Annotated in this window: 15 protein-coding genes; 1 reads left to right on the top strand and 14 read right to left on the bottom strand. The window is 43.7% G+C overall.

Annotated features, from left to right (window positions below):
* Positions 1–95: 95 nt before the first annotated feature.
* The 4 genes from IPI59_10665 to IPI59_10650 all read right to left on the bottom strand — a co-directional run bounded on the left by IPI59_10665 (position 96) and on the right by IPI59_10650 (position 8,676).
* Positions 96–2,951, bottom strand: coding sequence for a DUF11 domain-containing protein (locus tag IPI59_10665; GenBank protein MBK7527996.1), 2,856 nt, complete (start codon positions 2,949–2,951; stop codon positions 96–98).
* Complete coding sequence (locus IPI59_10660) at positions 2,912–5,218, bottom strand: SprB repeat-containing protein (GenBank protein MBK7527995.1); 2,307 nt, start codon at positions 5,216–5,218, stop codon at positions 2,912–2,914. Before IPI59_10660 ends, IPI59_10665 begins: the two co-directional genes overlap by 40 nt.
* A gap of 96 nt (positions 5,219–5,314) precedes the next feature.
* On the bottom strand, positions 5,315–5,596 hold the full coding sequence (locus tag IPI59_10655; GenBank protein MBK7527994.1) for a SprB repeat-containing protein: 282 nt from the start codon (positions 5,594–5,596) through the stop codon (positions 5,315–5,317).
* A gap of 38 nt (positions 5,597–5,634) precedes the next feature.
* On the bottom strand, positions 5,635–8,676 hold the full coding sequence (locus tag IPI59_10650) for a hypothetical protein (GenBank protein MBK7527993.1): 3,042 nt from the start codon (positions 8,674–8,676) through the stop codon (positions 5,635–5,637).
* A gap of 299 nt (positions 8,677–8,975) precedes the next feature.
* Here IPI59_10650 and priA point away from each other — a divergent pair, with 299 nt between their 5' ends.
* Positions 8,976–11,480, top strand: coding sequence for a primosomal protein N' (priA, locus tag IPI59_10645; GenBank protein MBK7527992.1), 2,505 nt, complete (start codon positions 8,976–8,978; stop codon positions 11,478–11,480).
* Between the two features lie 49 nt (positions 11,481–11,529).
* On the opposite strand, the gene IPI59_10640 is transcribed toward priA, so the two are convergent.
* From IPI59_10640 to IPI59_10595, 10 genes are all read right to left on the bottom strand, one after another.
* Positions 11,530–12,198, bottom strand: coding sequence for a PorT family protein (locus IPI59_10640; protein ID MBK7527991.1), 669 nt, complete (start codon positions 12,196–12,198; stop codon positions 11,530–11,532).
* A gap of 32 nt (positions 12,199–12,230) precedes the next feature.
* Complete coding sequence (ubiE, locus tag IPI59_10635; GenBank protein MBK7527990.1) at positions 12,231–12,998, bottom strand: bifunctional demethylmenaquinone methyltransferase/2-methoxy-6-polyprenyl-1,4-benzoquinol methylase UbiE; 768 nt, start codon at positions 12,996–12,998, stop codon at positions 12,231–12,233.
* Between the two features lie 45 nt (positions 12,999–13,043).
* Positions 13,044–14,006 (bottom strand): aldo/keto reductase, encoded by a 963-nt coding sequence (locus IPI59_10630; GenBank protein ID MBK7527989.1) that lies wholly within the window; start codon positions 14,004–14,006, stop codon positions 13,044–13,046.
* A gap of 103 nt (positions 14,007–14,109) precedes the next feature.
* A complete protein-coding gene (locus tag IPI59_10625; GenBank protein MBK7527988.1) occupies positions 14,110–14,691 on the bottom strand; it encodes a hypothetical protein in 582 nt (193 codons plus the stop codon).
* Positions 14,692–14,727: 36 nt separating this feature from the next.
* Positions 14,728–15,249: a GNAT family N-acetyltransferase gene (locus IPI59_10620; GenBank protein ID MBK7527987.1), complete on the bottom strand. Its 522-nt coding sequence runs from the start codon at positions 15,247–15,249 to the stop codon at positions 14,728–14,730.
* Positions 15,250–15,255: 6 nt separating this feature from the next.
* A complete protein-coding gene (locus IPI59_10615; GenBank protein MBK7527986.1) occupies positions 15,256–16,527 on the bottom strand; it encodes an MFS transporter in 1,272 nt (423 codons plus the stop codon).
* Between the two features lie 253 nt (positions 16,528–16,780).
* Positions 16,781–18,811, bottom strand: coding sequence for a KUP/HAK/KT family potassium transporter (locus tag IPI59_10610; GenBank protein MBK7527985.1), 2,031 nt, complete (start codon positions 18,809–18,811; stop codon positions 16,781–16,783).
* A gap of 136 nt (positions 18,812–18,947) precedes the next feature.
* Positions 18,948–19,601: a CoA transferase subunit B gene (locus IPI59_10605; protein MBK7527984.1), complete on the bottom strand. Its 654-nt coding sequence runs from the start codon at positions 19,599–19,601 to the stop codon at positions 18,948–18,950.
* 149 nt (positions 19,602–19,750) lie between these two features.
* Positions 19,751–20,326 carry a DUF2179 domain-containing protein gene (locus IPI59_10600; GenBank protein ID MBK7527983.1) on the bottom strand — a complete coding sequence of 192 codons (576 nt, stop codon included), beginning with the start codon at positions 20,324–20,326 and terminating at the stop codon, positions 19,751–19,753.
* 115 nt (positions 20,327–20,441) lie between these two features.
* Entirely contained in the window at positions 20,442–21,323 is an 882-nt protein-coding gene (locus IPI59_10595) for an SDR family oxidoreductase (protein ID MBK7527982.1), read from the bottom strand.
* Between the last annotated feature and the right edge of the window lie 42 nt (positions 21,324–21,365).

Genomic DNA, 21,365 nt, shown 5'->3' with positions numbered 1-21,365 from the left:
CGCCCCACTCTTTAGGGATTAATCCTTAAAAATGGGGCAGAAGCATTATACTTCGACTAAACTAAACTGAAAACCAGTAGTTATATCTTGTTAATTTAATTCAATTTAATAACTCCAACTGCCACACAACGAGGAGCGGGACAACAATTGCCTAGTATAAACACAACCGGGCAGCATCCTGTTTGTGGACAGTTTGCATTGTCGGCAGTATAACTGTAAACGCCAGGCTCAGTTATCGTTAAACTGGCTTCTGTTGCACCGGGTATTAATATGCCATCTTTATACCATTGAATATTGGTTAAGCCTGCATCTAACGTTATCGTGTAACTATCACCCGGGCATAATTCAATGGGTACCATAAAGCAAGCTCTTCCCTCGTCATTATCCACTGAACTATCACCACTGGTAGCGGTAATATTTGCAGTATTGCAATAGTAACCAGGTGCGGTTGGCTGAACCGTAATTTGTATGGTTACCGTTTGACCTACTGCAACTGTTCCAACGTTAAACTCGCCTGATACCTGATTATAGGTAATATTATTCGGCGTATGGCTAATATAAGTCAACCCAGCAGGTAGCACATCGGTTATAACTACTCCTGTTGCATCGGCAGTACCGGTATTTTCAAGTGTAAGGGTAAATATAGTGTTTTGGCCTATTTCGCCCTCACAATCATCTACCTCTTTGGTTAAACTAAGATCAGGCTCACCTGCCGAACAATTACTTTTTTGTACTGTTGTAGTAATGGTGCATGCAGCATCGTTATTGTCGGTTATGGTAACAGTGATTACACTGCCATTTGCCGAACCTGCATTTAACTGGAAGGCTGTTGCACTGCCGTAAGTTCCGGATGTCGGGCTAATAGTAAAGCCCCCTGAAACAGACACAGTATATCCTGTACCAAGTTGTGTGCCCGTAGGATTAAGGCTAAAAGTAATGTAATCATCGGACAAATTGGCTGCTGTATTATTATCATTACAAGTTTCATTTGTTTTGCCTGCGTCAGTAAGCTCGCAAGGTGCTGGTTCGTTAACGGTGGTGCTGCACTCGGCAGTACAACCCTTGGCATCGGTAACGGTTACGGTATAAGTGCCGGCGGTTAAGCCGCTAATGCTCGAAGTTGTTGCGCCGGTGTTCCACAAATAGGTGTAGGGTGGTGTGCCGCCGCTGGCTGTTACGCTGGCTGTGCCATCGCTGCCGCCGTTGGTGGTTACATCGGTGCTGCTGCAAGTTACATCCATTACAGGGGGTTCGGTAACGGTGTAGCTGGCTATTGCCGTACAATTAACAGCATCTGTTATCGTTACGGTATAAGTGCCAGCCGATAAACCGCTAATAGTTTGGGTGGTTGCGCCGTTGCTCCATAAATAAGTTACCGCACCGTTATTGCCTGTAGGTGTAGCTGTTGCGGTGCCATCGCTGCCGTCATTGCAAGATACAGGTGTACCATCAGCAGTAGCACTAAGGTTACAACCTGGTTCGTTAACGGTGGTGCTGCACTCGGCAGTACAACCCTTGGCATCGGTAACGGTTACGCTGTATGTACCCGCTACTAAGCCGCTAATGCTCGAAGTTGTTGCGCCGGTGTTCCACAAATAGGTGTAGGGTGGTGTGCCGCCGCTGGCTGTTACGCTGGCTGTGCCATCGCTGCCGCCGTTGGTGGTTACATCGGTGCTGCTGCAAGTTACATCCATTACAGGGGTTCCGGTAGCGGTGTAGCTGGCTATTGCCGTACAATTAACAGCATCTGTTATCGTTACGGTATAAGTGCCAGCCGATAAACCGCTAATGCTTTGGGTGGTTGCGCCGTTGCTCCATAAATAAGTTACCGCACCGTTATTGCCTGTAGGTGTGGCTGTTGCGGTACCATCGCTGCCATCATTGCAAGATACAGGTGTACCATCAGCACTTGCACTAAGGTTACAACCTGGCTCGTTAACGGTGGTGCTGCACTCGGCAGTACAACCTTTGGCATCGGTAACGGTTACGCTGTATGTACCCGCTACTAAGCCGCTAATGCTCGAAGTTGTTGCGCCGGTGTTCCACAAATAGGTGTAGGGTGGTGTGCCGCCGCTGGCTGTTACGCTGGCTGTGCCATCGCTGCCGCCGTTGGTGGTTGCATCGGTGCTGCTGCAAGTTACATCCATTACAGGGGGTTCAGTAACGGTGTAGCTAGCGGTTGCCGTACAAGTTGGTGTTTCGGTAATAGTAACGGTATAAGTGCCAGCCGATAAACCACTAATAGTTTGGGTGGTTGCGCCGTTGCTCCATAAATAGCTCACAGGGTCGCTATTGCCCGTAGGTGTGGCTGTTGCGGTGCCATTATTGCCGCCATGGCAAGAGACAGGTGTACCATCGGCACTTGCACTAAGGTTACAACCTGGTTCGTTAACGGTGGTGCTGCACTCGGCAGTACAACCTTTGGCATCGGTAACGGTTACGCTGTATGTACCCGCTACTAAGCCGCTAATGCTCGAAGTTGTTGCGCCGGTGTTCCACAAATAGGTGTAGGGTGGTGTGCCGCCGCTGGCTGTTACGCTGGCTGTGCCATCGCTGCCACCGTTGGTGGTTACATCGGTGCTGGTACAAGTTACATCCATTACAGGGGGTTCGGTAACGGTGTAGCTGGCTATTGCCGTACAATTAACAGCATCTGTTATCGTTACGGTATAAGTGCCAGCCGATAAACCGCTAATAGTTTGGGTGGTTGCGCCGTTGCTCCATAAATAAGTTACCGCACCGTTATTGCCTGTAGGTGTAGCTGTTGCGGTACCATCGCTGCCGTCATTGCAAGATACAGGTGTACCATCAGCACTTGCACTAAGGTTACAACCTGGCTCGTTAACGGTGGTGCTGCACTCGGCAGTACAACCCTTGGCATCGGTAACGGTTACGCTGTATGTACCCGCTACTAAGCCGCTAATGCTCGAAGTTGTTGCGCCGTGTTCCACAAATAGGTGTAGGGTGGTGTGCCGCCGCTGGCTGTTACGCTGGCTGTGCCATCGCTGCCGCCGTTGGTGGTTACATCGGTGCTGCTGCAAGTTACATCCATTACAGGGGGTTCGGTAACGGTGTAGCTGGCTATTGCCGTACAATTAACAGCATCTGTTATCGTTACGGTATAAGTGCCAGCCGATAAACCGCTAATGCTTTGGGTGGTTGCGCCGTTGCTCCATAAATAAGTTACCGCACCGTTATTGCCTGTAGGTGTGGCTGTTGCGGTACCATCGCTGCCATCATTGCAAGATACAGGTGTACCATCAGCACTTGCACTAAGGTTACAACCTGGCTCGTTAACGGTGGTGCTGCACTCGGCAGTACAACCCTTGGCATCGGTAACGGTTACGCTGTATGTACCCGCTACTAAGCCGCTAATGCTCGAAGTTGTTGCGCCGGTGTTCCACAAATAGGTGTAGGGTGGTGTGCCGCCGCTGGCTGTTACGCTGGCTGTGCCATCGCTGCCGCCGTTGGTGGTTGCATCGGTGCTGCTGCAAGTTACATCCATTACAGGGGGTTCAGTAACGGTGTAGCTAGCGGTTGCCGTACAAGTTGGTGTTTCGGTAATAGTAACGGTATAAGTGCCAGCCGATAAACCACTAATAGTTTGGGTGGTTGCGCCGTTGCTCCATAAATAGCTCACAGGGTCGCTATTGCCCGTAGGTGTGGCTGTTGCGGTGCCATTATTGCCGCCATGGCAAGAGACAGGTGTACCATCGGCACTTGCACTAAGGTTACAACCTGGTTCGTTAACGGTGGTGCTGCACTCGGCAGTACAACCTTTGGCATCGGTAACGGTTACGCTGTATGTACCCGCTACTAAGCCGCTAATGCTCGAAGTTGTTGCGCCGGTGTTCCACAAATAGGTGTAGGGTGGTGTGCCGCCGCTGGCTGTTACGCTGGCTGTGCCATCGCTGCCACCGTTGGTGGTTACATCGGTGCTGGTACAAGTTACATCCATTACAGGGGGTTCGGTAACGGTGTAGCTGGCTATTGCCGTGCAATTAACGGCATCGGTTATCGTTACGGTATAAGTACCAGCCGATAAACCGCTAATAGTTTGGGTGGTTGCGCCGTTGCTCCATAAATAAGTTACTGCACCGTTATTGCCTGTAGGTGTGGCTGTTGCAGTGCCATTATTGCCGCCATGGCAACTGACAGGTGTACCATCGGCACTTGCACTAAGGTTACAATCTGGCTCGTCAACCGTAGCGGTACACTGGTCAGTACAACCTTTGGCATCGGTAACGGTTACGCTGTATGTACCCGCTACTAAGCCGCTAATGCTCGAAGTTGTTGCGCCGGTGTTCCACAAATAGGTGTAGGGTGGTGTGCCGCCGCTGGCTGTTACGCTGGCTGTGCCATCGCTGCCGCCGTTGGTGGTTACATCGGTGCTGCTGCAAGTTACATCCATTACAGGGGGTTCGGTAACGGTGTAGCTGGCTGTTGCCGTACAATTAACGGCATCGGTAATGGTAACCGTATAAGTACCAGCCGATAAACCGCTAATAGTTTGGGTGGTTGCGCCGTTGCTCCATAAATAAGTTACCGCACCGTTATTGCCTGTAGGTGTGGCTGTTGCGGTGCCATTATTGCCGCCATGGCAAGAGACAGGTGTACCATCGGCACTTGCACTAAGGTTACAACCTGGCTCGTTAACGGTGGTGCTGCACTCGGCAGTACAACCTTTGGCATCGGTAACGGTTACGCTGTATGTACCCGCTACTAAGCCGCTAATGCTCGAAGTTGTTGCGCCGGTGTTCCACAAATAGGTGTAGGGTGGTGTACCGCCACTGGCTGTTACGCTGGCTGTGCCATCGCTGCCACCGTTGGTGGTTGCATCGGTGCTGCTGCAAGTTAGATCCATTACAGGGGGTTCGGTAACGGTGTAGCTGGCTATTGCCGTACAATTAACGGCATCGGTAATGGTAACCGTATAAGTACCAGCCGATAAACCGCTAATAGTTTGGGTGGTTGCGCCGTTGCTCCATAAATAGGTTACCGCACCGTTATTGCCCGTAGGTGTGGCTGTTGCGGTGCCATTATTGCCGCCATGGCAAGAGACAGGTGTACCATCGGCACTTGCACTAAGGTTACAACCTGGTTCGTTAACGGTGGTGCTGCACTCGGCAGTACAACCTTTGGCATCGGTAACGGTTACGCTGTATGTACCCGCTACTAAGCCGCTAATGCTCGAAGTTGTTGCGCCGGTGTTCCACAAATAGGTGTAGGGTGGTGCCGCCGCTGGCTGTTACGGTGGCTGTGCCATCGCTGCCACAGTTGGTGGTTAAATCGGTGCTGGTACAAGTTACATCCATTACAGGGGTTCGGTAACGGTGTAGCTGGCTATTGCCGTGCAATTAACGGCATCGGTTATCGTTACGGTATAAGTACCAGCCGATAAACCGCTAATAGTTTGGGTGGTTGCGCCGTTGCTCCATAAATAAGTTACTGCACCGTTATTGCCTGTAGGTGTGGCTGTTGCAGTGCCATTATTGCCGCCATGGCAACTGACAGGTGTACCATCGGCACTTGCACTAAGGTTACAATCTGGCTCGTCAACCGTAGCGGTACACTGGGTCAGTACAACCTTTGGCATCGGTAACGGTTACGCTGTATGTACCCGCTACTAAGCCGCTAATGCTCGAAGTTGTTGCGCCGGTGTTCCACAAATAGGTGTAGGGTGGTGTGCCGCCGCTGGCTGTTACGCTGGCTGTGCCATCGCTGCCGCCGTTGGTGGTTACATCGGTGCTGCTGCAAGTTACATCCATTACAGGGGGGTTCGGTAACGGTGTAGCTGGCTGTTGCCGTACAATTAACGGCATCGGTAATGGTAACCGTATAAGTACCAGCCGATAAACCGCTAATAGTTTGGGTGGTTGCGCCGTTGCTCCATAAATAGGTTACCGCACCGTTATTGCCTGTAGGTGTGGCTGTTGCGGTACCATCGCTGCCGTCATGGCAAGACACAGGTGTACCATCAGCAGTAGCACTAAGGTTACAACCTGGTTCGTTAACGGTGGTGCTGCACTCGGCAGTACAACCCTTGGCATCGGTAACGGTTACGCTGTATGTACCCGCTACTAAGCCGCTAATGCTCGAAGTTGTTGCGCCGGTGTTCCACAAATAGGTGTAGGGTGGTGTACCGCCGCTGGCTGTTACGCTGGCTGTGCCATCGCTGCCACCGTTGGTGGTTGCATCGGTGCTGGTGCAGGTTACATTCATAACAGGGGGTTCAGTAACGGTGTAGCTGGCTGTTGCCGTACAACCTTTAAAATCAGTAATAGTAACACTATAAGTGCCAGCTGTTAAACCACTAATGTTTTGAGTGGCTTGGCCATTGTTCCATAAGTAAGTGTAAGGGTTAGTACCGCCATTTGGAGTGGCTGTTGCAGTACCATTATTGCCGCCATGGCAACTGACAGGTGTACCACCAGCACTTGCAGTCAGGTTACAGTAAAACCCAAAATCAAATACGTGTGAGTTTTTTCCATATGTTCCTGTTGAAAAACTCACATCGGCATTATTTCCGGATGAAATTCCATCTGAGTCTGTTTTATCATTTTCATCATTTGATGTACCACTTGTATTTGGGGTTGTAAGTGCAAAGCCCGACAAATTTGATTGCTGACTTCCTCCTATAATGTTGGGAATTCTAATAGTATAGGGCGTTAATTGGTTAATTGTAAGTCCATATTTAAAACTTGCTGTTGAGGTTTGGTTGTCGCTTGAAAAAATATAAAGTCCATTATTATCTGTTGTGGCTGTTGCTATTAATGTATTACCTTGATACAATTCAACGGTAATACCAGCAATTCCATTTTCGCCAGGGTCTTGAACTCCATCTTTATCTGTATCTAACCAAACTCTGTTGCCCAACTCAATAGGAGGGGTTTTACATACAACCTCTACATCTGACATAACAGTTGCCTTCACGCCCATTACACTTGTGCCGTATATGGCCACGCCAGTTGTATAATCCAAGTATCTACCTCCAGCTTGATTGATAGGTTCGCCTGGGTTTGTAAATCCGCCAACTACCATATTTGTGCCCGGCACAACCATAGTACCTCCGGCATATAAGTAGGGATGGACTGATGTACGCCCAACTTCAAAGAACCAATCATTTCCTGGTCCGGCAGTTGAAGGATCATCGCTGCCGTCATAATAGCCGGGTGTCCCATCCGGATTAGTACTGGAGCCTTTTGCGGTGGAGGTGTATGGCCCAGAAACCCCAGCATTTTCTACCGTAAAAGAGCCATTAGCCTCGCGCCAGGTACGCAACATATAACCAGGTTCCCTATTGCTCTTTCCGTTAACAAAAACCTGCCGGTTAGTAACGCCTATAATCAAAGCCCCGTTATCATCAAAAGCAATGGATGGTACTATGGGCTGAATTTCACCGGAACTTCCTGCGTTTTCGGTTCCTAACCAGGTTGTGCTCCATTTTTTTTGAGGCCAGCCTGGTGCACGAAGTCCGCCTCCGGTAAATGTTGATAAATCATAATCTAATACTTGGGTTAACGCGTTAGTTACTACATCCATTTTAAACCCTCTCAATCTCAAATCCGAACTAGAACTTCCGCTTATAGAAGCATCACAAATACCAACTATATATAAGGCACCCGCATGATACTCTATAGCGCTGGGTCGAAAAATACCGTTCGAACAGTTTGTGCCCGGAAGTGAAATCTCTGTAACAGTCAAATTATTGTAGCCACCACTCGGTATAGTGGCATAAGTTACAGCCGAAATATCGAACTTTGCAATATTACCTTTTCCCATATTAACGACATACAATGAGCCACCATCGTCAGAAATAGCAACGCCACCCAGACCATACTCACCCATCTCATTTGCAACAGGGTTTAATGCCGCTGTACTGATACCATAATCACTCATATTTGTAAGCAATTTACGGCCCACATAAGTGTTATTAGCTCCGCCAGCATAACTGGCTGCATATATTGCATCTCCGCCATCTGGAGCCGCGGGAAACCTATCGGTGAAGGTGGCAGATATCGTACTCATATACATAATCCTTGTTTTTCTTTGAGCTGCCACTCCAAAGGGAACACCAATCTGCGAAGCTAATATATCATCTGTATGGGTTGTTTCAGAGCCATCGCTGCCCATATTGTCTATATCTTCTCTATCATCAAGAAAATCCCATGATTTAACGCTATGATCATCATGCCAGATGCCAAGCCCGGTAACTACCCGAATTTTTTTATCCGGATCACATTTATCAGGCAGGTTAATTCCAAAATCAACAACATCCGAGCCATCCGCAAACTGTACAGAGGTGCCTGCCGATGAGCCAAAAGCGGCATCATTGTAGCCCGCAGGCATAGACAACTCTACTCTATAAGGTGTTCCGGAGACTATTCCTGCAATAGTATAATTACCGGATGCATTTGATGTCGCTGAAAAACTATTACCCAATGCATCAAATGCAGTAACAGTAGCATGAGTAAATGGCGCTTCTGCAGCTTGCTTGACACCATCATTATTGCCATCAAAAAAGACAATACCGCTTATTTGCGCCTGGGCATAATTTGAGAATAAGGTTATAACCACAAGCACAAAAGCCGTTTGATTTGAAACTGGTGGAAACACAACCTGAAATAAGTGTTTATAATGTTTATATTGGTCATAAAAATAAAATTTGCTAAACATAAGTTACTTTGGCGGTAGGGCAATTTTCATGCCAAATTGGGATTTGAACCCGATTTAAAAAAAGCATGATTACGTGCTTCCCTTAGGCTAAAACAATCCGGCGATTTATCTTTTAAACAGGCAGGCATTGTTGCCACAATCAAAAAATGCTTAATTTTGGGTCTATTTTGTTCTGAAATAAGCACAAAAAATCATCTTTTGTGAATTGTTAATTTTTTTTTTCAGTTTCTATACTTGTGTTTGTTCACTAAGCATCGAATAAAATAAAAAATCAAACAAGCATAATATCGCTGCCTCAAATGCCCAGTTTACTACCGCCCACCGAACCAACAAGGTATGCCCACGTTATTGTACCGCTGCCTATACGCGAAGCCTATACCTATGCCATACCCGAGCCATTATTAGCGCAAGTTGTGCCGGGCAAACGTGTAGAAGTGCAGTTTGGAGCAAAGCGTGTATATGCGGGCATGGTAAAAACTGTTTTTGAGCCAACCATAGCTCTTAACCCCACTAATGTAAAGCCAATTATTTCAGTATTAGATACTGAGCCTATTTTAAGCCCGATACAATTAAAATTTTGGGAGTGGATGGCAACTTATTACCTATGTACCGAGGGTGAGGTAATGCAAGCCGCACTACCTTCGGCATACAAACTATCCAGCGAGTCAAAATTAGTGCTCAATCCCTTGTTTGGCCAAGATTTTTCGTTGCTTGATGACCGCGAATACATGATTGCCGAAGCACTTACAATGCAGCCTCATATTACAATTCCGGATGTACAGCTAATTGTAGGCATCAAAACTGTTATGCCCATTATCAAATCAATGCTCGAAAAAGGTATTATTTTGGTAAATGAAGAGTTAGTAGAGCGTTACCAACCACGCGAAGAAATATTTATTGCCCTGAACGGAAACTATTTAAACGACGAAAATTTATTAGCCGAACTTTTTAACCAATTATCGCGTGCGCCTAAACAAGAGCAGCTTTTATTGGCATGGTTGCAATTACATGCCGAAAGCGAATTGCCCAATATTATGCGGTCAATACTGTTAAAACGTGCCAATGCCGAAGCTAATGCCTTAGATGCTTTGATAAAAAAAGGTGTTTTTACGAAGGAAAGACGCTTGGTTAGCCGATTAGATGATTATGTAAATCCGGATAAAACTATGAGTGATTTTATCCTTAGTCCGGCACAAAACGAGGCATTACGACAAATAAACGACTGGTTTGCCTCCGGAAAAAGAACTGTTTTACTGCACGGTGTTACAGCCAGCGGCAAAACCCAAATCTATATCCGGATGATTGAAGAGGTCATTGAAACAGGCAAGCAAGCCTTATTTTTGCTGCCCGAAATTGCCCTTACCGTACAAATGATAACTCGTTTGCGCAAAGTTTTTGGCAATCAAATTGGTATCTCGCACTCAAAGTTTAACGATGCCGAGCGTATTGAAATTTGGCAATCGGTATTAAATGGCAAATACAAAGTTATAGTAGGGCCGCGCTCGGCCATGTTTTTACCCTATCAAAATTTAGGCTTGGTAATTATTGACGAAGAACACGACCCCAGCTATAAACAACACGACCCCGCCCCGCGCTACAACGCCCGCGATGCTGCAATTTATTTAGCCAACCTTATGGGTGCCCAAGTTGTTTTAGGCTCGGCGACACCTGCTATAGAAACGTACTACAATGCTACGCAAGGCAAAAAATTTGGCTTGGTAACCCTCAACGAGCGGTTTGGCGGCGTTGAAATGCCCGCCATTGAAACTATTAGTTTGCGAGCTTTAATTAAAGAAAAAAAACTTGTTAGCATTTTTACCCCTCAGTTAATTGATAACATAAAAAATGCCATCAAGCAAAACGAGCAAGTTATTTTGTTTCAAAATAGGCGGGGGTATGCGCCTTTTATTTTGTGTACTGCTTGCGAATGGATTCCGCGCTGCCATCAATGCGATGTTAGCCTAACTTATCATAAGCACAATAATAGTTTGCGATGCCATTATTGTGGCTATTTTATGCCACTGCCCAGCCATTGCCCCGAGTGCAAAACCACCCAATTGACGGTACAAGGTTTTGGGACCGAAAAAGTAGAAGAATATTTAAAAATATTTATTCCGGATATTAGCACCAGCCGCTTAGACTTAGACACTGCCCGTACCAAACATGGTTTTGACAGGGTTATTACCGATTTTCAGGCGCAAAAAACACAAGTATTAGTAGGAACACAAATGATTACCAAAGGACTCGATTTTGAGCGGGTTAATTTAGTGGGTGTACTTAATGCCGACCATTTATTACATTTTCCGGATTTTAGAGCTGCCGAAAGAGCATTTCAACTATTATCGCAGGTGAGCGGCAGGGCGGGGCGCCGGCAACAACGCGGCACGGTGCTAATTCAGGCATTTAATACTAAGCATCGGGTGCTTCATTTTGTAATTGACCACGATTATACCGGATTTTACAAGGCCGAAATTGAAGAGCGGCGAACCCACCGTTACCCACCTTTTGCCCGCATTGTTGTACTTAACCTTAAACACCCCGACCGCACAAAAGTAAATACCTTTGCCGAGCAGTTGGCAAAACGCCTCAAACAATGGCCTGCCGACCTGCTTGTTTTAGGGCCAACAGTTCCAATTATATCAAAAGTGCGCAACTATTATTTAAGGCATATTTTAATAAAAATACTAAACCCAGCCTCACTTAATGAAGCTAAAATGCGCATTGCCGAGGCAATAACACACCTAAAAACAGCACAAGGTATTGGCAAATTAGTTGTTTATGCAGATGTTGACCCCGCCGGGTAGCAGGTAAATTAATCAAAACCCAAAAATTATTTTTTAAGCACCTGTTATTTTAGCCCTCAAACTGCAAGGTAATCATTACTGCGCGCGATTTTAACCGGCCTAACACCTCCGAATAACGCAAATTAGGCGTATCGGTAAAAATATTGTTTAGGCCATTGCTAAACCGTATTTCGGGCGAAAAAATAAACAGCGGAAAATAAAATTCTAAGCCTAAGCCATACTCAACGGCAAAATCAACAGGTTTAATTTTTACAATGTCTAAGGCTTTGCGGGCTTTCGAGTTCGAGGCAAGGTCCCAATCCAAACGTCCACCGCCAATAACATAAAATCTGAAATTATCAAAAAACCTGTCTGATTTATATTTTACCGACAACGGAAAGGTAAGCATAATGCTTTCGATGGTTTTGTTTGTCGCAAGGTTGGGGCCACCATCCGGAGAAAGTTCAATATAATCGAGTTTTTTTTCGGCAAATACCAACGAAGGAATAAAACGCAAATCAGTGCGTTTACCCATGTGGAAATCCGAAATAATACCCACATTAAACCCACCCGAACGCGAAGATTGCACGCTTTTAATGGTATCATGAAAAGCAAAGTCCGGCGAGTGCGTAACAGCAAAACGCGATAAATTGGTGCCCAGCGAAATACCAAAATGAATTTTTCGTCTGTCGTGGTTTTGTAAATTAGGCTGGGCTTGACTTAATTGGTTGTTAGCCAAAAAAAGGCTTAACAGAAGCGCACAAAAAATGCTTAAATTGGTTTTTTTCCGAAATAAATGGTGCATATTCCAAATGTTAAACGTATAAATCTCGTATGGGTAAATTGTGCGTTTTTAAGGTGATTAATAAAATCGTTTCCTTGTGGGAAAGCGCGTATAGATGCGGGTAAGTACGTGTAGGCGCTGTTGTTTTTTGAAAGCATTTTTCCTATAAAGGGCAACCAATAACGGTTATACGCATTGTAACCTAAACGCATTAGTTTGTTTGGGGGTTGTGTAAGTTCTAAAATAACTAAACTACCTCCGGGTTTAAGCACCCGCCACATATTAGCTAATCCAAGGGGCAAATTAGCAAAATTGCGCACACCAAAAGCAACGGTAATGGCATCAAAATTATTGTCGGCAAAGGGTAAATTTTCGGCATCGGCTTGTAAAATTTCAAATTTTGTTCTTTTTTCATCCGGAATTGAGGCTAATTTTTTCCGGAAAAGGTCTAACATGCCATCAGCAATATCTATACCCACTATTTTATCCGGATTTAATTGTTCCATTGCCATCAGCGCAAAGTCTCCGGTGCCGGTTGCCACATCCATCAACAATTTAGGTTGCTGATCTTCCAAAAGTTGTAAGGCTTTTTGACGCCATTTTTGGTCAATGCCCATTGAAATAATACGGTTTAACAAATCGTACCGGTGCGCAATATGGTTAAACATATTGGCTATTTGTGTTTTTTTGTCGTCGGTGGTATTATTTAAGTCGGGCACTACGGGCAAATTGGGTGGTGGTGTTTGTTGTGCCATAAATTTAACGGAGGTGGTGAGATGAAGGATAAAAAAACAATTAAATTATGCTAAAACTTTATCAATAGCCTCCATAATTTCAGTTGTTAGCAGGGGTACGGCATCAAGGGCTTTAAGGTTTTCGGTTAGTTGTGTTAGTTTTGAGGCGCCCAAAATAACTGTGCTTACATTAGGATTTTTTAAACACCATGCCAAAGCCAAAACAGGCATAGAAATATCTAAGTTTTGAGCTATACGGGTTAATTGGCGCACTTTGGCAAGTTTTACTTCTTGAAGCGCTTGTTCGCGGAGCCAGTCTAAACCTTGTCGTTGCAGGCGGGTGTTGTCGGAGGGCATACCGTTGTTGTATTTTCCGGATAAAAGCCCCGATGCAAGTGGCGACCAAATAGTAGTACCTAAGCCAAAATTTTTATAAATGGGTTCGTATTCTACTTCAAAACGCTCGCGGTGCAACATATTATATTGCGGTTGCTCCATAGTGGGGCCAATAAGGTGGTAGCGCTGGGCGGCATAATGAGCTTCGGTAATCTGTTGGGCGCTCCACTCGCTGGTACCCCAATACAACACTTTGCCTTGCTGTATAAGGTGGTTCATAGCCCAAACGGTTTCAATAATGGGTGTATTGGGGTCGGGTCTGTGGCAAAAGTATAAGTCTATATAATCAAGTTGCAGGCGTTTAAGTGCGGCATCGCAGGCTTCAAATACGTGTTTGCGGCTTAATCCGGTTTGATTGGGCAATTTTCGGCCATCGCCAAAAAATACTTTACTCGATACGGTGTAAGAAGTTCTGTCCCAATTTAATTTTTTTAATATTTCGCCCATTACTATTTCTGAGCGACCATGTGCGTAAATTTCGGCATTGTCAAAAAAATTAATGCCGGCTTCGTAGGCTGCTATCATTAGCTGTTCGGCAATATCGTTATCAATTTGGCTGCCAAAGGTAAGCCACGAGCCTAATGAAAAGGCACTTACCTGCAAACCTGAGTTTCCTAAACGGCGGTACTCCATGATTTTTATTTATTAATTGTGTTTATTTTTAAATTGTTTTTTCAATTTGTGTTGGTAATACTTAATTGCTTGCCTACTTTTTTGGGCTACTTACCGCAAACCTTTACTCCCAACTGCCGTTAGTACTACCGTTTTTTAACGAGCCAACCCGCAAGGTATCAAATCGGTGTGTTTGGTAGTAGGTTTCGGGTATATTGTGGTAAAGAACGGTATAGGGCACGCTAATTTGAAAAGCCTCGATGGTATCGTTGCCTTGAATTATAAACGTTGTTGCGGCATCAAATGTTTCACCTAAATTGTTTGGCACTATAATTATATCATCTAAAAGGCGTGCCGAGCCATTAAAAAGGGAGTCTAAAACGGATTTTTTGCCTATTTCGATGGTATTGTCCGAGAGGCTGTCTAAGGGGTTTGAAGCGGGTAAAACGGCTTGATTTATTGTAAGACTATCGTGCAAGGCAAGATGTAATAATTTGCGCAGATCGTCAGTATATTTGCCTTTTATACTTTTATAGGCCAGTTCTATTTTACGCAGTCGGTCTAATCGTTTAACGGTAGTTTCGTATCGTTTGGTTACTTGCCATTGGTACGATACCGGTTTTTGAAGCATAGCTATTAGCAGCCACGCCAAAACCAAGGCGGCACTAATAAAAATGATGTTCAACCAATGGCGTAATTTTATCATGTATGTTTAATAGGTCGTTTGCTTGATTTGTATTTTTTAGTGTATGTTTTGCTCGAGTTTAGTTCTAATTTCGGCCAATTTAGTTTCGGTTACTTTGCAGGTAATCCATTCGGGGTCTAAATGTACGCCTAATTTTTTGTAAAAATTAATAGCTGGCTCGTTCCATTCTAAAACATGCCACCGCACTTGCTGGGCGTTTATTGAAAGAGCAAATTTAAACACTTCGTTTATTAATAAATTGCCAATTCCGGTTTTTCGGTGTGTTTGGGTAACAATTAAGTCATCTAAGTAAACAATTTTTCCTTTCCAGGTCGAGTAGGCAATATAATACAAGGCAATACCTACAATTTTTGGAGTAGGTTGTTGTTGGTCTGTGTCAAATGCTTCGGCAACATGTAATTTATAAATAGGATTAGCGCCAAAGCCATCTTCAATAAATTGGGGTAAGGAAAGTTTAACTTCGTGTGGGGCTTTTTCGTATTCGGCCAGTTCATTTATTAAGTCAAAAGCGGTGGCGGCATCGGCTTTTGTAGCGGGGCGGGTTTTGTAGTGTATCATTTTTTTTTATGATTGTTGTTGTGGCTCTGCTTGAAGGAGCAATGTTTTGGTCTTTGTTTTGTTTTTGTATTTTTGAATGAGTAAATGAAAACCATAAGCGCCCACAATATATAAACCAACAGTAATTAAAATGATGGTTCCGTAGCGAAGTTCGTGTTGCCGCATCATCCGGAAAAGCTGGCTGCTAATAAACCACGATCCGGACCAAATGCTCGAATGTATGGCGCTCATCATTTCACGGTTTTTGTCGCCAACGTAATACATCGAAACCTCCGAGGTCATAGGGTTGGCAATATTCATCAAGGGCTGCCTTAACATATAACTAAGTACAGCCAAGGGTAACGCCCACCAATAGGCACTATAAAAATCGGAAAATGCAAGTAAAGCTAATAAAAATATAGCAAGAATTTGCGTGTAAGTAATAGCATTATAACCATATTTAAGTTTAATAGTTGGCACATATAGTAAGCCCAAAGCTACTAAAACGCAGGTAATTGCGCTTAGCAGCGAAAATTGGGCGGTGGTAACGCCAAAAATATTGGCAAAAAACAGATTCATAAATGGCACTGCCAAGCCGCCGCCAATGGCAATGAGCAAATTAGGTATTGAGGTGCGAATAATTAAAGGCCAATCGTATTGATAATACTCGCGGCGTTTGATGTTTTTAGTGCGTTTTTCGGCAATATTTTCATTTTTTGGCAACCGCAAAGCCCAAAATAACCCCGAAAAACCCAGCACGCTAAACAGCATTAAGATGGTGTAATTTGTAAAGAACTGTGGGCTAATTTGCATTAATAACCAAGTAAGTAGCCCTGTAAGCACAAAACTTGACGACCATGTGGCCGAGTTCATGCTAAGTGCTAAGGTATGTTGTTCAATTGGGGTGTTTCGCAGTATATAGGGGCCGGTGGCAATGCCAATAGCACTTTGGCTTATGCCCCAGCCAACTAAAAACAAGGATAAAAGCCAACCAATTTTTAAGGATGCTGCCCAAATAATTAACACTGCAAACATAGGTAAGGCTGCTAAAGCTGTAATAAAAACGGGACGCAAGGATTTGCTTTTAATATACAACCCAAACGGCACCGCAAAAATTAAAGCCGCCACAAAACGGTACGAGGTAAGGTTGGCAATTTGGGGGTCGGTATAGCCTAATTCTTTAAGGTAAAGGTTTAGTGCCAATGTTTGAATGGCATTGACAATTTGCTCGCAAAAGATGGCTAAAATTAAATAAAGAATGGCTTTGTTTAACCTTTTATAGTCGTATAACCACTTCATACATGCCCTTTGTAAATTAGCGTTTTTTGCCTGTTTTTGCAATAGCGGCGCAAAGGTACGTAAAATAAATAAACTTAACTGGCACGAACGGAATAGCCCGAAAACCTGCTTTGCAATATTTTATAGCGACCTATTTTGGGTGCGAGGGCAAAAAAAATCCGGAAAGCTACGCTTTTTCAAGGTCAGATTTTTACTAACTATATGTTTTTGTTAGCATTAATTCATCGCTGAAATCTGAATTTGATTTAAAAGACTATTGCTTTTCTTCAACGGCTTGGTAGGGTATATATTTTAATCCGGATGGGCTGGTTTCGTCCTTAACAGCATCTACCCGTTGCAAACGGCGGTGTGTGCGCGATTTAATAAGCAATGGCATTTTTTCAATATCTACATTACTGGTATCTAAGCCAAACCAACGCGCAGGGGCTGCGGTGTAAGATTTTATGGTAAGGTAGGCCGTCATAATAAGTTTTTGAAAGAAAGGCAAATTGCTTTCTGCCGACAGGTATTCTTCGAGTAGAACAAATTTAAAATCTCCGGCAATATTATTTTTACTTAGCGAGTAATAACGGCTGGTAATATTTACTTGTTTTTGAGCTACCAAATCTTCTACCACTTGCCTAAAATACACGTTTACACGTTGTTGAACACGGTAGCCTAATCTGAGGTGCACTCCAATAACATCATCCTCTGCATGTATTTTAACATAGTATTCGTAGGTATCGGGTTCGTCTGTTAGTTCAATATGTAAAAACCAATATATATCAGCACGTTTGGGTTGCTTTTGTAGTATGGAGTATGCAATTTGGTGCTCTATAAGCCCCTCTTGCCTTGCCGTTGTAAGATAAACCAAGTGGGTAGCATGTTTAGGTATAGTATCGTCGGCACTTAGGGCTATCAATTGATTTTTGTAATGGTCTATTTTAACAAAACTTGAATGTCGGTATTTAATTTTTGCCGAAAAATGCCATATTAACATTAACACAATTAAAACCGAGGCCAACAATAAAACCACATAACCACCGCGCATAAATTTTTCGAGGTTTGCAATTAAAAAAGCAATTTCAATAATACCGTAAATGATAGCGTAAAGCACTATTATAAACTTATTATATTTATTTTTAATCATGTAAAAAATGAGCAAAATCGAGGTCATTATCATTGTAGTTACAATAGATAAACCGTAGGCGGCCTCCATTTCGCTGGCCTTTTGAAAAAACAAAACAACGCCAACACAACCAAGCCATAGTAAAAAATTGGTTAACGGTATATATATTTGCTCTTTTAGTTTACTGGGGTAACTAACCCTAATTTTGGGAAGTAAGTGCAGCCTAATAGCCACACTTACCAAGGTAAACGACCCCGAAATTAAGGCCTGGCTGGCTATAACAGCAGCAAGGGTTGCCAATATCAATCCGGGCCAAAACAACCACGGAGGTATCATGGCATAAAAAGGATTCATGTTTTCGGGAAAGCCGCTTTGGGTTATATATTGCGAGTTTAGCAGCCATGCACCTTGGCCAAAATAGCAAAACAACAACATTAGTTTTACAAAGCCCCAGGTAATCCGGATGTTTTTAAGCCCGCAATGGCCTAAGTCTGAATATAATGCCTCAACACCTGTACTACATAAAAAAACTGCACCTAAAAGCCAAAATCCATGTGGATAGTTACTCAAAAAGTCAATAGCATACATGGGGCTAATGGCTTTTAATATTTGTGGGTGCAATATTATTTGATAAGCCCCTAAAACGCCAATAAACAAGAACCAAACAAACATAATAGGCCCAAATGATTTGCCAATGGCAGTTGTACCGAACTGTTGCAGTACAAACAAAACCGATATAATAGCAATTACGATGGGTATTATGGGTACGCTAATATGGTTATTGTGCAAACCTTCAATGGCAGCGGTTATAGAGATGGGAGGGGTAATCATTCCCTCGGCCAAAAGGGTCGAGCCACCTAATATAGCAAAAAATATCAACCATTTTGACTGCCCGCTTACCAACGAGTACAACGAAAAAATGCCACCTTCGCCGTTGTTGTCGGCGCGCAAGGTTAGGGCAACATATTTAATACTTGTCAGCAGGGTTAGTGTCCAAAAAATACACGACAAGCCGCCCATTACCAACAAATCTTCTAATTTTCGATTACCCACTATGGCATCCATAACATATAACGGCGAGGTGCCGATATCGCCATATATAATGCCAAGGGTAATAATTAAAGTGGCGGAGGTAATTTGGCTATTAATTGTGTGAGAAGTAGAACTATTTGGCATAATTAACCAATATTTGGCTGCAAATATTAATATAAAAGGAAAGAGAAAAGAATGATTTATGTATAAAAATTACAAAACCAAAAAGAAATCAATTATTGTTATTATTATTTATATCCGGATTAAATAGACGGAATAATTATAGTACCATTTCCGGAATATCGCCTTCTACAATTAATTTTCCGGATGTTTTGGCTTTAATCTCGTCAACACTAATGCCGGGGGCGCGCTCAATAAGTTTAAATCCTTCGGCGGTAACATCAATTACGGCCAATTCGGTAACGATACGGCGCACACAACCCAATCCGGTAATAGGCAGGGTACATGCAGGCAACAATTTCGATTCGCCTTCTTTATTAGTATGTTGCATGGCTACAATTATGTTTTTTGTTCCGGCAACTAAATCCATGGCGCCACCCATACCTTTTACCATTTTGCCTGGAATTTTCCAGTTGGCTATATCGCCATTTTCTGATACTTCCATGGCGCCCAAAACGGTTAAATCAACGTGGCCGCCTCTTATCATGGCAAAACTTGTGGCCGAGTCAAAATAGCTGCCCCCGGGCAATATGGTTACGGTTTGTTTTCCGGCGTTGATAATGTCGGCATCTACTTGGGCTTCTGATGGAAAGGGCCCCATGCCCATCATTCCATTTTCAGATTGAAACGTAACCGAAATTCCTTCCGGAATATAGTTGGCAACCAAAGTAGGAATGCCAATTCCGAGGTTCACATAATAGCCATCGCGCAATTCTCGGGCTATACGTTTAGCTATTCCATTTTTGTCTAACATAATAAAATTAATTGGCAATACACCCGTTTTTGTATGAAAATTATGCAAAGGTAGTTAAACCTACTACAATTAACTTTTTTTTAATCAAAATAAAACGCAGTCGTAATAAAAGGTATGGCATTTTTTTTTTGCAAACTTAGTTTGTACAGCTATTTGCGGCGACGCAAAAAGTTTAATAGCCTGAATGACGAAGGCCTGCTTGCTGTTTGGTAAATACCACTTCCGGAAAAAATTTCGCTAACGTATTGAATGTCTTCAATCGTATAAAAAGCATCGGGCATATTTGTTTTAATCAGTTGTATTATTTCATTTAATCGTTTTCGGCGAATAACCATAAATATTAAATTTGCCGGCCCTTGCGAGCCTTGTGCGGGCAAATACGTATAGCCAAAACCGCGCACCGACAGCTCAGAAATCAGGACTTGAAATGGGTTATTGCTTATAATGCGTATAATTACATTGCCTACTGCCAATTTGTTTTCAATTAACATGCCAATATAGGTTCCGGCGGCAAAACCGGCGGCATAAGTTACATAGCAAAGCCAATTATTAAGATTCTGGAAAATTTGGCTAATGGCTATCAACCAAATCAAAACCTCAAAAAAACCCAGTAAAGTTGCTGTATTGCGCAACCCACGGCCAATAAACATGACACGCACTGTTGAAATGGGTACATCAATTAAACGTGCTAAAAAAATTAAAGTGGGAATTACAACCCAGTTCATTATTTCAGGACTAAACATAGGAAAACCTTCTAAATTAGTTGAGGTAAATAAAAACAGTTAATTGTTGATTAATAATTATTTATTTTTACAATTTGTTTTGGGTGTTTATTAATTATTACCCGCGCTGTTGTTGTACAAATTTGGCTATGGCGTCCCACATTTCGGCAGGTAAGTGGCGCAAATGGTTAAACTCGCCCGCGCCTTGTAACCATTCTCCTCCATCAATAGTAATACAGTCTCCGTTTACGTAGGCACTGTAATCACTCATCAAATAAGCGGCTAAATTGGCAATTTCGGCTAATTGCCCCATGCGGCCAAGTGGCACATTTTGGTCGGGGTTATACATTTTTGCTATGGGTTCGGGTAGCAAACGACTCCAAGCTCCTTCGGTAGGGAAAGGTCCCGGCGCTATAGCATTGCACCTAATGCCTTTGCGCCCCCACTCAACCGCTAACGACTGCATAAGTGCCAAAACGCCAGCCTTGCCACATGCCGAGGGCACTACCCACCCCGACCCAGACCACGCATAAGTAGTTACAATGCTTAAAACGGAGGCCGAAATTTGGTTGGCTAACCAATATTTTCCGGCTGCCAAAGTGCAATTATAACTTCCTTTTAATACAATATCTACAACCGTATCAAAAGCCCTATGCGATAAACGTTCGGTAGGACTTATAAAATTTCCGGCAGCATTATTAATTAAACCATTAAACGAGCCAAAATGGGCAACTGTTTGCTGTATCATATTTTCTACTTGTTCGTAAACTCTAACATCGCAAGCTAAAGGCAGCACTTCGGCTTGGGCAAGTTGCCTTAAATCGGCGGCGGCTTGTTGCAATACGCCTTCTTTGCGGCTGGTTATTACAATTTTTGCCCCTAAGGTTAGCAGCATGGCAGCCATGGCTTTTCCAAGCCCGGTGCCGCCACCTGTAATAATTATGGTTTTATCGGCCAAACTATTGGCGGGCAACATAGGGGTTAAAATGGGTTGGGTCATAAATAAAAACAGGTCTATTATGTTTTATTTACATCATATAAA

The organism is Sphingobacteriales bacterium, from assembly GCA_016706405.1.
Classification (GTDB): Bacteria; Bacteroidota; Bacteroidia; order Chitinophagales; family UBA2359; genus BJ6.
The sequence above is the reverse complement of the archived record's forward strand: the minus strand, read 5'-3'. Positions and strand labels throughout refer to the sequence as shown.